12 protein-coding genes are annotated in these 15450 nt (G+C 48.8%); 3 read left to right on the top strand and 9 right to left on the bottom strand.

Going from position 1 to position 15450, the window contains the following annotated elements; translation table 11 throughout:
* Positions 1–72: 72 nt before the first annotated feature.
* The 3 genes from AC3ARB_RS02275 to AC3ARB_RS02265 form a co-directional block, all read right to left on the bottom strand.
* Positions 73–357: a hypothetical protein gene (locus AC3ARB_RS02275; protein ID WP_488320952.1), complete on the bottom strand. Its 285-nt coding sequence runs from the start codon at positions 355–357 to the stop codon at positions 73–75.
* Between the two features lie 70 nt (positions 358–427).
* Positions 428–601: a hypothetical protein gene (locus tag AC3ARB_RS02270; RefSeq protein WP_488320951.1), complete on the bottom strand. Its 174-nt coding sequence runs from the start codon at positions 599–601 to the stop codon at positions 428–430.
* Between the two features lie 75 nt (positions 602–676).
* Positions 677–1564 (bottom strand): SPFH domain-containing protein, encoded by an 888-nt coding sequence (locus tag AC3ARB_RS02265; protein WP_488320950.1) that lies wholly within the window; start codon positions 1562–1564, stop codon positions 677–679.
* Between the two features lie 206 nt (positions 1565–1770).
* Between AC3ARB_RS02265 and AC3ARB_RS02260 the strand changes: the two genes are divergently transcribed.
* Positions 1771–9801 (top strand): ZmpA/ZmpB/ZmpC family metallo-endopeptidase, encoded by an 8031-nt coding sequence (locus AC3ARB_RS02260; RefSeq protein WP_488320949.1) that lies wholly within the window; start codon positions 1771–1773, stop codon positions 9799–9801.
* Here AC3ARB_RS02260 and AC3ARB_RS02255 read toward each other — a convergent pair.
* From AC3ARB_RS02255 to AC3ARB_RS02230, 6 genes are all read right to left on the bottom strand, one after another.
* A complete protein-coding gene (locus AC3ARB_RS02255) occupies positions 9764–10195 on the bottom strand; it encodes a hypothetical protein (protein WP_488320948.1) in 432 nt (143 codons plus the stop codon). The two genes, AC3ARB_RS02260 and AC3ARB_RS02255, sit on opposite strands and share 38 nt — an antisense overlap.
* On the bottom strand, positions 10195–10608 hold the full coding sequence (locus AC3ARB_RS02250) for a hypothetical protein (RefSeq protein WP_488320947.1): 414 nt from the start codon (positions 10606–10608) through the stop codon (positions 10195–10197). Before AC3ARB_RS02250 ends, AC3ARB_RS02255 begins: the two co-directional genes overlap by 1 nt.
* A 114-nt stretch (positions 10609–10722) precedes the next feature.
* Positions 10723–11631 carry a magnesium transporter CorA family protein gene (locus AC3ARB_RS02245; protein WP_488320946.1) on the bottom strand — a complete coding sequence of 303 codons (909 nt, stop codon included), beginning with the start codon at positions 11629–11631 and terminating at the stop codon, positions 10723–10725.
* Between the two features lie 12 nt (positions 11632–11643).
* Positions 11644–12234 carry a GDSL-type esterase/lipase family protein gene (locus tag AC3ARB_RS02240; RefSeq protein WP_488320945.1) on the bottom strand — a complete coding sequence of 197 codons (591 nt, stop codon included), beginning with the start codon at positions 12232–12234 and terminating at the stop codon, positions 11644–11646.
* A gap of 341 nt (positions 12235–12575) precedes the next feature.
* Positions 12576–12965, bottom strand: coding sequence for a DUF4430 domain-containing protein (locus AC3ARB_RS02235; RefSeq protein ID WP_488320944.1), 390 nt, complete (start codon positions 12963–12965; stop codon positions 12576–12578).
* Complete coding sequence (locus AC3ARB_RS02230) at positions 12946–13485, bottom strand: ECF transporter S component (protein ID WP_488320943.1); 540 nt, start codon at positions 13483–13485, stop codon at positions 12946–12948. The genes AC3ARB_RS02235 and AC3ARB_RS02230 overlap by 20 nt, the downstream gene beginning before the upstream one ends.
* 176 nt (positions 13486–13661) lie before the next feature.
* Between AC3ARB_RS02230 and AC3ARB_RS02225 the strand changes: the two genes are divergently transcribed.
* Positions 13662–14213, top strand: a complete 552-nt coding sequence (locus AC3ARB_RS02225; protein WP_488320942.1) for a chromate transporter — start codon at positions 13662–13664, stop codon at positions 14211–14213.
* The gene (locus AC3ARB_RS02220) at positions 14203–14760 is read left to right on the top strand and encodes a chromate transporter (RefSeq protein ID WP_488320941.1); all 558 of its coding nucleotides are present in this window, start codon (positions 14203–14205) and stop codon (positions 14758–14760) included. Before AC3ARB_RS02225 ends, AC3ARB_RS02220 begins: the two co-directional genes overlap by 11 nt.
* The last annotated feature ends 690 nt before the right edge of the window (positions 14761–15450 follow it).

The raw sequence follows: 15450 nt of genomic DNA, 5'->3' as shown, positions 1-15450 counted from the left end.
ATTCGGAAAAAATCCTAAAAAATCGAGTTCAAGCTTATTTTTTATAAAAATTTGTTCAGCTCTGCTATTACCCTAAAAAGGACGATTAAACAACACCCAAACAATGCCGTAGACCAAGACACCTGAAAAGAGGTTGGTTAAAAGCAATAGGCCTAGTGCTCCCAGCAGGCGGCGGGGCCAGGTTTGGTTTTTAGCGGCCTTGCTGCGGGCCTTGAACAGAATCGCAAAGATGATGAGGTGAATCAGGGCCATGCCAGCCAGGCCCCACCAGCCCAGCATAAAGGCTGGTCCAAAAATAAAGTAAACATACCAATAAAAGAGGGGATTGTCAGGTTGTAACCAATCAAAGATAGGCATAAGAACCTCCTATTCTAGCCCAAGGGGCAAAACGATGGGTGACAGGGATATCCGATCAGCAGCTGCTGGCTCAAACAGGCAAGATTCCCATGTAAAGTAGCTGCAAACCGACAAAGAGGAGAATACCACAGATCAAGTAGGCCAAAGCAAACAAGCCGATAACCCGCCAAATGCTCAGGCGTGAGCGAAACTTCCAGAGCAAGAGCCCAAAAGTCAGAACGTGAGCCAGGCCAAAGATCAGCATACCCAGTTCTCCAAAGAGAAAACCGGCCGCCCAGTAAAAGTAAAGGGGAAAAATTAGCCAGGAAGTATCCATAAGTTACCTCGCTTTCAGGGCAGACAAGATTTGCGTGCGGATGTCTTCTACTCCTTGTGGGCTGTTAGGCAGGAAGATGGTCTGGTTCCCCTTCTCGGCAAAGGTGTTGAGGGTATCCAGGTATTGGTTGGTCAAGAGGATGGCCATGATTTGCTCTTCAGTCAGGCTGATGTTGGCATCCTTGAGTTCCTGGATGGAATCAGCCAAGCCGTCCACGATGGCCTTGCGTTGCTCGGCAATACCAACCCCGTGCAGGCGGTCTTTTTCAGCCTCGGCTTCGGCGGCGGTCACGATTTTAATCTTATCAGCGTTGGCCAGTTCCTGGGCAGCGACACGCTTGCGTTGGGCTGCGTTGATTTCGTTCATGGACTGCTTGACCTCGGCATCTGGTTCGACCTTGGTAATCAGGGTTTTGACGATAATGTAACCGTAGCTAGACATCTCCTCAGCCACCTGGTGCTGGACTTCCAGAGCGATTTCGTCTTTTTTCTCAAAAAGTTCATCAAGAGTTAACTTTGGAACAGATGACCGCAGGGCATCTTCGATGTAGGACTTGATTTGCTCCTCTGGTCGCATGAGTTTGTAGTAAGCGTCGGTGACATTTTGCTCGTTAACCCGATACTGGGTGGCCACGTTGAGGGTGACAAAGACATTATCGTTGGTCTTGGTCTCCACCACCAGCTCGCTCTGGAGCATGCGGAGTTGGATACGGGCTGCAATGCTATCAATGCCAAAGGGCAGTCTCAGGTGGATACCCGACCCAGCTGTCTTTTGGTACTTACCAAAGCGTTCAATGATGACCACCGTCTGCTGACGGACCACATAGAGGGTGCTGGCAATCACACCGACTGCCAGAAGCAAGAGAAAAATTGGAAAAATAATCCAAGCCATGAGAAAAACCTCCTTATTTGTTCTCACCTTTATTATACGCTTTTTTGTAAGGGGTCGCAAACAAAAACAAGCGTCTTCAGTCGCTTTTATTCTCTTGTTTCTATAACCAAACTTTTTTTATCATTTTTTCCAACAATAACAGACAGAATCAAGGAAATATGCTATAATGTTAACGCATACAAAAAAGTTAGAAAGGAAACCACAGCATGAACTGGCAAAATAAACAGTTTCGGTTTTCAATTAGAAAGTTAAAAGTAGCTGTCGCCTCAACCGTGGTCGGCGTTACTTCTGCTGGTATTTTGGGGCATGTTATTCTGGGACAAGGAGCGACAGCCTCCCCCTTGCAACCCTTGACCGTCCACGCTGATGAAACTGGGGATCTTGCTCAAAAAGCCACCATCACCTACAAGTATGTGGACTATGAGAACCTGACTGCTGAGCAGAAAAACCTGCTCCGCGACAGCAAAGATTTCCCCAAAGAAATCGCTCAAACAGACACCCACTACCTCTTGGTTTATCGTAAAGATAAGGGCTTGGCAACCCTGCCTGAGACCAGCGATAATCACGGTCTCTACACCCTCCTGTCAGGATTAGGTGTCCTTGCGGTCTTTGTCGCTATTTCCAAACGCCACAAGGAGCAAGTCGTTAAGGTCTTTGTGGTGACGGCACTTTCTGGGGCAGCCCTGACGGCCGCCAATAGCCAAGCTCTTGAAGCGGGTTTGGCGACTTTCCTAACAGAAAACCACCTGGTCACCTTGGGTCAGACCCTGCCACAACCTCAGGAAAAAATCGGCGACCGCATCTTTACCTACTACCTACCAGAAGTCGCTCCAACCGTAGTAACTGCTGATAAAACGGTCACTCAGACCAGCACAGGACAAGAAGCCACTACGGCCAAACCGACCCAAGAGGAAGCCACAAGCCCACTCGACAAAACAGCACTAGGAACAGCAGGAACTAAACCTGAAATACCTGGCGAAACTGCGGTAACTAAACCTGAAACACCTGCAGAAACGTTGCCAACCCAGCCTGAAGTACCTGGCGAAACTGCGGTAACTAAACCTGAAACACCTGCAGAAACGCTGCCAACTCAGCCTGAAGTACCTGGCGAAACGGTGGTAGCTCAGCCTGAAGTGCCTGGCGAAACTGCGGTAACTAAACCTGAAACACCTGCAGAAACTGCGGTAACTAAACCTGAAACACCTGGCGAAACTGCGGTAACTAAACCTGAAGTACCTAGCGAAACTGCGGTAGCTAAACCTGAAGTACCTGGCGAAACTGCGGTAACTAAACCTGAAACACCTGCAGAAGCGCTGCCAACTCAGCCTGAAGTACCTAGCGAAACTGCAGTAAATCAGCCTGAAGTGCCTACCGAAACTGCGGTAACTAAACCTGAAACACCTGCCGAAACCGTGGAAAATCAACCTGAAGTACCTGGCGAAACTGCGGTAGCTCAGCCTGAAACACCTGCCGAAACTGTGGTAGCTCAGCCTGAAGTACCTACAGAGACAACACTCGTTCTTCCAGAAACACCAAGGATTGCCCAACCCATCGTCATTAGACCTGATGAACAACCTGCCGAAACTGGAGAAGTTCTTGACATCGGAACAACGGCCCAAGATAAGCCTGCCTTCCCTATCGACAGTATCATCACTGAAGCTTTACCATTTGATCGTGTTCTAACGGCAGACCCGAATCTCTGGGAGGGAGACAGCCTGGTTGACCAAATCGGCCAGACGGGTAGCTTAACCTATGCGGTAGTTGATGGGCAACGTCAAATTATTCAGACCACACCTGCTCTCAATCAGCTTGAACGGGTCGGGACAAAACCTCTTGAAGGAAGAGTTGTCATCACAACTAAAATCCCATTCAACGTGTCAGAGTTGGACTACCTGGATACCGATAGCTTGCCACTTGGCCAATTTGAGCCTATCAGCTCTGCTATTGCAGGGGAAAAAACCATCCTAACAACCTACAAAACCATCCGTGGTGAGAAAACAGAAGAGATTATCGGTACGCCAGTCGAAATCATCTCCAAGCAAGCCATCAAGGCCAAGGTTAAGCGTGGTACGAAACCCGTGGAGACAGAACAGACTCAACCACCAGTCGTCACCGAGGACAAGGGGCAAACTCAGCCACCAACAAGGCCTGAAGACCAAGAGCAGCCTCAGCCAAAACCAGATAAGGACGACAAACCGACCACTGTTGATAAATCCGAGCTCGCTAACACCCTGGCCGAAGCGGCGACTAAAAAAGCAGCGGACTACACAACTGACAGCTGGAAAAACTTTGAACGCCAGGCTATCTCTGGCCAACAAACCTTCAATAACCCACAGGCCACTCAAGAACAGGTCAACATCGCTACAACTAACTTGAGAAATGCCATCACTGGTTTGACGCCTAAGGTAGCCGAGAAGCCTGAAAAACCAGCGACCGTTGATAAGACAGAACTGGAAAAAGCCCTAAGCGAAGCGGCGACTAAAAAAGCAGCGGATTACACAACCGACAGCTGGAAAAACTTTGAACGCCAAGCTATCACAGGCCAACAAACCTTCAACAACCCACAGGCCACTCAAGAACAGGTCAACACTGCTACAGCTAACTTGAGAAATGCCATCACTGGATTGACCCCTAAGCCAGCCGAGAAGCCTGAAAAACCAGCGACCGTTGATAAGACAGAACTGGAAAAAGCCCTAAGCGAAGCGGCGACTAAAAAAGCAACAGACTACACAACTGACAGCTGGAAAAACTTTGAACGCCAAGCTATCGCTGGCCAACAAACCTTCAACAACCCACAGGCCACTCAAGAACAGGTCAACACTGCTACAACTAACTTGAGAAATGCCATCACTGGTTTAACGCCTAAGCCAGCCGAGAAACCTGAAAAACCAGCGACCGTTGATAAGACAGAACTGGAAAAAGCCCTAAGCGAAGCGGCGACTAAAAAAGCAACAGACTACACAACTGACAGCTGGAAAAACTTTGAACGCCAGGCTATCGCTGGCCAACAAACCTTCAACAACCCGCAGGTCACTCAAGAACAGGTCAACACCGCTACTACTAACCTGCGTGAGGCAATCAAGGGCCTGTTGCTCAAGCAAGCTGATCGCCCTATCCTAGACATCACCAGTTTGACAACTGATGACCAGACTAAGACAGCAACCATTAGCTACCAGTTAACCGACCCTAAACAGGTCTTTACTGGGGCGACTGTCAGCATCTATCAGGGAAACCAAAAGATTAGCGAGCTTCGCTTGACCAAGGACGATTTGGCCAACAAACAACTAACCTTTGCCAACTACGATACTGACTATCAGATTCGGACAACCTTCACCTATACCAAGGATGGGGCTCAAGAAACGGTTCAACTCCCTAGTCGGGATGTTCGCTTCAGCACCAAAAAACTGGAGATTAAGGACATTGACCACATCACGCTCCATCGTTATGTGGACGGCAACTTGACAACGGTCGAACATTTCCAAGGGAAATCGCCAGAGGCAGCCAGCCAGTATTTTGTTCGAATCAACTCTAGTCGTTACAGGGACCTGCTCCTTCCTGTAGGCAGTTTTGAGGAAACCACTCACAACGGCCAAGTCGCCTTCCGAGTGAAAACAGCTGTCGACCAACTTGTGGAAGGATCTGTCCAAGCTGGCTTTCAGGATCAATTTGATTTCCTAGTTGGTAAGGATCGGCCACTCAGCCTGTCTAACCAGCACCGCACCAACTACACTAGTCTACCAGGTGCCCAAACCAGCCGTGCGACAGCCTACCAGAACATGGAGAAACTCCTGCCATTCTACAACAAAGAAACCCTGGTTAGCTACGGTAACTTGATTGACCCAAGCAGCAAGCTCCATAACACCAAGCTCCTGTCTGTGACACCTATGGTCAATAATCAGATCATCGCTGATGTCAGCCGCTTTAAGACCGAACTCAATCGCCTCATGCTCCATTACGCGGATGAGACCATCGACTACCTGCCTTTGGCCTACAAGTCCGACTTCCGTAACACGGCTGTCAGCGAGTACAACATTGGCAGTACAGGTCTGATTTATACCCCAGAGCAATTCCTGTCTAACAACGATCGGATTGTAGAGGCAGTCCTACCAAGCCTTCGAGATGTGGCCTACAAGTCTGAAGCCATGCAGTCTGCCCTCAACATCGACCTCAAGGGTGGTACTGTCTCTGACGCCATGGACAAGCTCTACCTGGAACCTACCTTTAATGCCATCAAGGCAGACTTGCCAAATCAACTGCGCCAGCTATTGGCCACCGATAAGGCCATCATGGCCAACAACGGGGTCGCACAAGACTATGTGATTGACTACATCAAGGCCAATAAAGAGCGGATCCTGATGGGTCTGGCCTACTTGAATCGTTGGTACAATGTCAACTTTGACCAGACCAATATCAAGAACCTGGCTAGCTTCCACCAAGATTTCTTCGGTAAACCGGTCAATACGCTGGAGTTTCTGGTCAACTTGACCGAAGGTAAAGAAGGTTATGACTACCTCAAACCTTCCCGAAACATCGAAACTTACAAGGAAAAAATTGCACCGGTAACAGGTAAGGCTGAATTGACCGACTACCTGACCGCCAACCGCAAGCTCTTCACCACATTTGAAGATGACAATAGCTGGTTCAAGGCGACCAGCAAGGCCTATGTCGTTGAAGCCCCATCAAAAGAATTACCTAACCAGGATGTGCGGGTTTATAGCCTGCTCACGACGGAGGCGGAACGCAACGGTATCCTGCCACTCCTAACTGCCAAGGAAGATGAACTCTTCATCATGACAACTATGGGTTCTATCACCTACGGCATGTACGACCGCTACCTCAATGCCAACCAACCAAAAGCTCAACAGCTTGATAAAATCAAAGAGAGGGTCAATCTGACAGCCAAACGCCAGGCAGCCCACTTTGATGCTTGGTATCGGATTGCTCCAAAACATAGCCGTGATAAACTGATCAAACCGATGCCAGTTTGGGATGGTTACTACGTCAACAACGGCAAAGACTGGTTGCCTCTCTTTGGCGAAAATGCTAACCAAGCCATCAAGGACTTCTTTGGCCCCGTCGGTGATCGTGCAGATGTGGCTAACATTGGTGCAGGAGCCTGGGCTGACGGCCAACGAATTGCCTACAACTACGACAAAGTTTTGGAAGACTATGGTACATCTGTTTTCACCCACGAAGCCACCCATAACAACGATGGAAAGGCCTACTTAGGTGGCTATGACCGTCGTGAGGGCATGGGGGCCGAAGCCTACGCTTTGGGCCTTCTCCAATCTGGTAGCCTCCTCGGCCATGCTGAAGACGCCCTGACCCTCAACCTTATCTTTGACTATAAGGATAAGGAAGACGCTCTGGACCGCATGACCAACGTCTCACCTGAGCGTTTCCAAAACGCTGACGATGTCAAGACTTATATGAATGGGGTCTTCGATGTGCTTTATACCTTGGACTACGCCGAGGCTGAAGCCGTTCTCAAGCAGGGAACAGGTTTAACCAAGAACTGGTTCGGTGTTCTGGAGAACTATGATGGTAAAGACGAAAACGGACGCATCTTGCCACATGCTGGCAACAGCATCCGTGGCCTGACTGACCAAGAAGCCAATAGCTTAAGAACCTGGCAAGACCTCATTGACAAGAACCTGATTGGTCTTAGAGGTTATGCTACAACTTCTAAAGACGACCCTACTAAAATCAATAGTCTGGAACGCAACGGCTACTTCCAAAGCTACCTCTTCACCCCACACTATGCTGCCCTGTCCAATGAGAAAGGGGCTCCAGGCGATCTCATGTTCCGTCGGATGGCCTTTGAACTCTTGGCCGAAAAAGGTTACAAAGACGGCTTCCTGCCTTATACCTCTGGTTTCCTCGGTGAAACCGCTAAAAAAGAAGGCTCCCTGATTTACAGTAACTGGTTCGGCAGAGATGTGCCATTGATAACCGATAAGCATGTCTTTGATCACGTCTTGAAAGACAGTTACAGCAGCTGGGCCGATTTCAAGAAAGCCATGTTCCAACGTCGGATTGAAAAAACGGGACAATTGGCACCAATCACCGTCAACTACCTGGGAGAGACCTTTGAGATTACCTCTTTTGAACAAATTCAAATCCTGATGGATTTGGCTGTTCGTCACGACGCTACTGAGAAGGTTCACAATAGCCCATTGTATAGCTACACCTTCAACAGCTACGAAGCCTACGATATCGCTCACGGTTCTCATGTCAACAGCCTCAAGGCAGCGATTTACAACGCCTACCTCAGACAAACCAAAGACTTTAGAAGCTCAATTTACGGTTCTCCGGTCACCAATTCCCCAGAGAAACCTGACGACCAACCTTTGGAGCCACCAGTGAGCCTCAACCTCATTAACAACCCAAGTTTGGAAGCCAATGATTACACTTCAAACAAGCCGACTGGATTGATTCATCGGACAGGTAATCGGGCAGACTACACCAAGGTTGTTGATGGCAGTAAGGTTTACAAAACCAAGGATAGAACCGCTAACGACTTCTTCTTCTACGAGGTCAATACCATCCCTGGCAAAACCTACACAGTAACCGCCGACATCAAGATTGATGTGGCTGACGGTCACCAGCCAGATGGAGCCTTCTTTGCCGTCAAAGTTGTTGACGCTAATGGCAACCAGCGGACCCTCCAAGGTGGTAAAGGCATTAACCAACTGGGAGACTCCATCGGAAAATGGGCCAAGCAAACCTTGACCTTTACCGCGGATAGCACCAAGACCCATATCGGTTTGGTCAAATGGCATAACAACCAGCAAGATACCAACACCCTCAACACTACCATTCTCATGGACAACATCAAGGTGTCCGAAAACACCTTCTACCATGAGTTATGGAAGGATACATTCAATGGTAGCAAGCTGGATGATGATAAGTGGAGCTACGAACTGGGCAATGTTCGCGGCAATGAACAACAGCATTACAGCAGTAGCAAAGAAAACGTCAATGTAGCAGATGGTATCTTGAAAATCACTGCAACTGACCGACCAGAGGCTGACCACTACCGCCACACCCAACGCAATGGCAACAATGCCCGCTTAGTGACCTACAACTCAGGTAGTGTTCAAACCATCGGCCGACAAGAATTTCTTTACGGCCGTATTGAAGCTCGGATGAAGTTACCAAAAGGTCAGGCCGTCTTTCCTGCTTTCTGGACTTTAGGTGCTGATTTCAACATCGCTAATCGCATTACCCATGGCCAGGGCTATGGCTGGCCAGCCACAGGTGAAATTGACATCATGGAAATGGTAGGGGTAACCAATGGTCCCGGCAACAAAACCGTTTATGGTACGCCACACTTCTACTACCCTACCACCAACAACGATGGCAACATCGACTCCGGTTATCACGGTACCCTAACCCTTCCAAATGACTTTGCTGATGACTACCATATCTTTGGTATCAACTGGTCTGAAGATCGCATCGAGTGGTATGTGGATGATGTCATTTACAACACCATCATCTATGATGATTCTGAACGGTCTCAAGCCCTCAAAGCCGCCTTCAACCGACCACAGTACATCCAGTTCAACCTCGCCATGGGTGGCAACTGGCCTGGTGATGCTGGAACAAATCTAGCAGGACAGAGCCTGGATATTGACTGGGTACGCTGGCTGCAAAGCGACAAACAAAAAGCAGATATGGCCCGCTACTACGCTGACAAACCAAAACTGACAGGTGTTAAACCCCTTACTATTGTCAAAGGAGAGGTGCCAAATCTCCTAGAGGATATCACCATCGACCGCGAAGGCTATCGCTTAGAAGTCTCTGTTGACGACGAGTTTATGTTTGTCAATACAGGTACTCCTGACGGTCGAAACGAGCCGAAAAATGTCGTTGCTAACGTGAGCAAAACGGCAGATATTGCCAAACTTGACGCTGGTGTTTACAACATTTTCTACACCACCATTCCAACAGCTGCCGACTTTAACCCACGAAGCATTCCAATCCACAAAATGACCCGTGATTGGACCCCACTGGTCATTTTACCAACCTACTATGGTGCTAAAGAAGGGGCCCTCCTTTCAAGCATCACGCTCCCTGATGGCTGGCGATGGGCCAATCCAAACCAAGCTATCTCAGCAGATAAAGATTATGACCTCATCTTTGTCAACACCAAAGACCCGATAAAACCTGAACTCCGTCGCGAGTACCTGGTTAAAGTCAATGGCCGAGCCTTGACCAAGAAAGGGCCAAACTAAACAAAGCCCCCTTTGGAAATATTCCAGAGGGGGTTTGTGTGATGACAATCATCTGCACCAAAACAGATACAAGCAAGTGGTTTTTAGCTGTCGCCGCCGCAATCACCGCAACACTATTATAGTCGGGTTGGCCGTCAATAATCGGTGCAACTGCCATGCCGTCGAAGCCCGTAACTGGATCAGAATAAGTTTTGATGACTTGGAACATTTGATTATCGGGGGTTTTTATAATATTTGTCTCGTTATAAAGTAAGTCTTTTGAGTCTTTATCAACTACCAAAAGAGGAGGAATTTTATCTTGCTGATGTCGATTCACATAATCCTCATTCACGCTGTAAACATTTTTACCCCAGTTAAAATTATTCAGCTGTTCATCTGTGTAGTCAAAAGACATTAATCAACACTCTCCTCTCCATCAGAATAGATAATTTTAATATCTTTTGTAGTATCTCCTAGATAGTTTTCCAATTGATATAGAATTTGAGGAGGTGCTATAGCTGAAGCATTCCTATGATAACCCAAATTATGACCTATTCCATACTCTATTTTTGTTCCATCTGTAAATGTAAGACGAATCTTTGCATACCAACCACCTGGTTTTTCCTCCTCAAATCCCGAAGTCAATATAGAAACTTCCTCTAAATTCTTATATGTTCTCTTTAGTGCTTTAACCAAACTCACTTCATACTCTCGGTTGCGTTTTGCTTCCTTTGAAAGTTGCTTATCGCCATTTATACTAAAGGCCATAAGCAAGCCACCCACCACTAAAATACTTGTCACAATCATCACTAGTCGCTTGCGTGTCATAACAAACCTCCTTTACTCTATTATACACTAGTTCTCTAATCTATCTTAAACACACCGAATTAACTTGTTCCAAAAGAAAAGGACCTCGTCCTGTACGGGACAGAACGACATCCTCTATTTTTCTTTGAGAATGCTAAACACCAAGCGGTAAACCAGTAAAAAGACGATGCCAATAATGCCGATAACCATGAGCCAGCCCAGCTTGCTGTTGACCAGAAACTCTGGCAGGGGGACGTTAATGCCGAAGAAGCCTGTGATGATGTCTGGGGTGGCCAGCAGGATGGACAGAACGGTCAGGATTTTCATGGTGTCGTTCAGCTGGTTGTTGAGGACGTTGTTGTAGGTGGCTGAGAGCTGGCCCATGGTCTGGGTGCCCAGCTCTGCCATGTCCAAAACCTGCCGAGCCTCAATCAGGGCGTCGTCCAGCTTTTCCCGCTCCTCCTCGCTCAGTTGGCGAGTGGCCTGGTGGCTGGTCAGCTGCTCCAGAACCAGGACGTTCTGCTTGCTGTCCGAGCGGATGTAAATCATGCTCATCTCGATGTCGGACAGGGCCAAAATCCTATCCTTGGTGGTTTTCTGACGGATGAGGTGATTGGTCTGGGTCAATTCCCTGTCCAGTTTGTCCAGGATTTTGATGTAGTCCTTGGAAATCAAGAGAAAGGCCCAAAAGAGAAAATCGTGAACCGTTTGGGGCTGGTGCTTGGCCAGCATGACCTTGAGGCGGTCCAAGAGGTAGGCTGTCTGGTCGGTGACCAGGGTGATGACCCGATTGGGAATGACAATAAAGGTAACGGGGCTACTGTCGTAGCTGTGGTCAATCTTATCTTGGTGAATGGCGTTGTAGATGACCACCAGGCGGTTCTGGTCCCTGTCATGCTCCAGGCGGGCCATCTCGTTGGCGTCCTGGATGTAGTTGGCCAACTCCTCGTCAATGGCCAAGCGGTCCTGCAAAAAAGCATGGTCAGCTGGGTCATCCAGGTTGAGGGCCAGCCACTTGTTGGTTGAAAAATCTTGGGTTTGCATGGTCATCCCTTTCTAATCTATGGTCAAGCGTGCGACCAGTTCCCTGGCCAAGAGGTCATAAGCCGAGCGGCCAAAATGCAGGCCGTCATCCAAACTGCCCCTGAGCAGGTCAGGCATGGGCAGTTGGCTCCCTTCAAAGAGGGCAACCGTGTCCAAGACCTGGCAACCAGCCTGCTCCGCCACCTTTTTAACCACCTGACCATAATAGGCCACAAGGCGGTTGGTGCGGTAGGCTTGCTTTGTCTCATCCACTGGGCTGGGTGTCAAAAGGACAAGCCGATCAGCTGGAAAAACCTGTCGGAGGTGGGCAAGGATTTTCGTAAGATTATCCTCATACTCGCCCAGAAAAACCTGCTTGTGCTGGGCTAAATCATTGGCACCGATAAAGACCAGCACCCAATCTGCAGCTGGCAAGGGCTTGGTCACCAAATGCCTCAAGAGGTCAAGGCTATTGTCTCCTGACACCGCCCAGTTGGTGATGGTCAACTCTGGTTCAAGCTCTCTGAGTGAATACTCAATATGGGGCAGGTCTCTGCCCTCATGGCGGGCAAAAAGGCTGTCTCCTAAGAGGAAGAGGTGCATGATGTTTCCTTTCTTAAACATCAGGTGCACTTTTAAGGTCAATTTTCTTGCTACTATTCATTATTTAGACTTTTCCAGTTGGTCTCCATAACAACTAGCTTACTACTCTCGCCCATTTTCGTCAAGTAAGCATCCTGCCTCAAACGGAATTTTTTCGAATCATCAAACAAGCAGGCACTCTGCTTCTACGTTTCAACCGCCCAATCGTGAATAATTTCCTAATTTTCTGAGTCACATAAGCTTCGAAGATTTTTCCATATAAGGGATCAGAGCATCCCTGGAGGGTTGAAAAAGCAACCCTGGGATGGATTGCTCAACTCAAAATTGGACAGAGATGGTGTAACGCACCAAATGGGAATCTGCTAAAATTTCTCTTGGTAGAACTCGATTTTGTCGCCAGCCTTTGGTTCCAGCTCGCCAGCCCCCTTATCGGCCACCTCACCGTTGACCTTGTACATCCAGTAGGTCTTCTTGCTCTCATCCTGCTTGAGGCCGTCGATGGCCGTGATAAAGCCGTTGGTCTCCTCGATGTCGTAGGCGGCATCCAGGATGTCCAGCACGCTGTCGCCCTCCTCGAAGGTCACGGTCTCGCTCTTAGAGCCGTCAGGCTTGGTCACCACCAGCTCCACGGTCGGCCCACTGACACTTGAACTGGCAGAACTGGCGGCACTATCGGCGGTTTTGGCCTGACCGCAGGCGGTCAGAATAAGCAGAGCTACTAAAGCAAAGAGGTTAGAGATGAATTTTTTCATAAGTTTTCCTTTCGATATCTGGCCCGAGGCGGGCAAAAATGGTTGTGATGATGGGGTAAAAGATGGCGGTGGACAGGGCATGGGCCAGGTTAAAGCCCAGGCCATTGAGGACATAGGCCCAGATGGGCATACTGTACAAGATTGCCGACAGGCTGTCGATGACCAGGCCATAGATGATGCCCATAACCCCAGCCAAGCTGACCTGGCTTGTCCTTTTTATTATATCAGATTTGACTAAACTTGTTAAGGGATAGGCCAGAAATTTCCACAAGCCCAAGACCACCGTGTAGGCAGCCAGCTGCCAGGCCACCCAGGGGCCGAAACCCAGGACAAGAGCGGTCAGGGTCATGGTCAAGGCCATGACCAGCCAGGCATCAAGCAGACCCCCGCTGATGGTCAGGACCAGAAAGATGGCGGTGATGGGTTTAACATTTGGAAAGGCTCCAAAGGCATAGCGGAGGGCCACACAGAGGGCGGCCATGAGGGCAATTCTGGTTAGGCGATGGGTGGTCAGTCTCATGCTTCTAGTCTAGGTCAAAAGCTCTGCTCTGTCAAGTCCAAACCCTGCTCAAGTGGCCCATAAGTAGCTGAACAGGGGCAAAAAAGTTGCCTGCTCAGCCATTGTCCCAAAAAACCAACTGGCACTTGCCTCGAAAATGTGCTAGACTAGAGGGAGCACATCAAAAGGAGGCGGTTATGTCAAAGCTCTGGTCACTTTTTTGGGCCTTTCTGAAAATCGGCAGTTTTACCTTTGGGGGTGGCTATGCCATGTTGCCCATCATCCAGCGGGAAATCGTCCAGACCCACGGATGGGCCAGCGACGAGGACATCACCGACTTTTTTGCCATCGGTCAGGTGACACCTGGTATCATCGCAGTCAACACGGCCACCTTTGTCGGCTATCAGGTGGCTGGAAGCCTGGGGGCCTTTGTGGCCACCCTGGGGGTGATTCTGGTTCCCGTTCTCCTCATCACTGGTCTGGCATCGGTTTTAATCCAGTTTTCAGAATTGGCTCTGGTCAAGCATGCCTTTTCTGGCATCAAGGCCGGGGTGGTGGTTTTGATTGGGGACGCCATCTACCGCCTGACCAAAACTGCCTTGACGGACAAGGTGGCTGTCGCCATCTTTATCGGGGTCACCCTGGTCTCACTCCTCCTCAGCCTCTCGCCCGTCCTGGTGGTTCTGGCCGTTGGCTTGTTAGGAGCTCTGCGATTGGCCCTCAAACAAGGAGATAAACATGCTGATTAAACTCGTTCTCGCCTTTGCTAAAATCGGCCTCTTTGCCGTCGGCGGTGGCCTGGCCACCCTACCCTTTCTCTATGAATTAAGTCAGGAAACGGGCTGGTTTACCAGCACCGACATCAGCAACATGATTGCCGTGGCCGAATCCACCCCTGGTCCAATCGGCATCAACATGGCCACCTATGTGGGCTACCTAACCGCTGGTGTTCCTGGGGCCTTGCTGGCCCCTCTGGCCCTGACCCTGCCCTCAGTCCTAGTCTGCCTCAGCATATCCAAGGTCCTAGACAAGGTCAAGACCTCTCCTCTGGTCCAGTCGGTCTTTGCCAGCCTGCGGCCGGCCTCTGCTGGTCTGATTTTTACCACCGGGCTGGGACTTGCCTTCAACACCTATTGGGGCCAGGTTCCTCAAGACCTCACTGCCTGGCTGACCGACCTCAACTGGTCCCTGCTAGGCCTATCCGCAGCCCTGCTCCTGATTTATAAAACCAGCAAATGCCATCCCATCTTGCTGATTATCCTGGCCGCTGTGGCTGGTATGGTGCTCAAGCTCTAAAAACGAAATCAGGTTTGGATTCCCCAAACCTGATTTTCTTATCCCCAAACCTCGTCGATGATTTCTTTAACGAGGTTAAGAACCTGTATTCACAATCGAAGTATTTGATTGACTAGGCTAGTTTTGGTGCAATCGAGAAACATTTTTGCAGAAATACTGCCCGTATTACCAAAAAATGTGACAAAGAGTGAGCCAAAACTAGCCAGTCAGGTGAATGCTGAGATGTGAATACAGGTTCTAAGTTTCTTCCATTGGTTTTTCATAAAGACAGTAACTCTCCTATGAAAAGAAATTGTCCTATTCTTCCCTTTCTTAGCCAAAAAGGTAATCCCAGAATCTTATTATCCAGTAGATAAGAGCAGGAGTGAGGCTCCCAATAAGAAACCATTTTTTCCTCTGCCATCTTTGGATTAATCGTTCATGTAATCTCATCATACAAACCACCATGCTACCGTCACAACTACTGAAGCCACAGCATTTGCAGTTCTAACATCAAGACCGGCTTGTTGTAATGCTCTTGCTAGCAATTGTTCTACTATACTAAACTGTTGACTCTTTATTCGCTGAATGTGACTTGCTTCGTTTGCATAAATGAGAGATGGGGAAGCTGTTGACGTGAGGAATGAAAGCAATGTGAATACAACAAATAGTTTTGATTTTTTCGTCGTTATTATCCCCTTGAAGTTCTTA

The organism is Streptococcus sp. ZY171113 (assembly GCF_057748235.1).
This window is presented reverse-complemented; position numbering and strand designations above follow the sequence as displayed.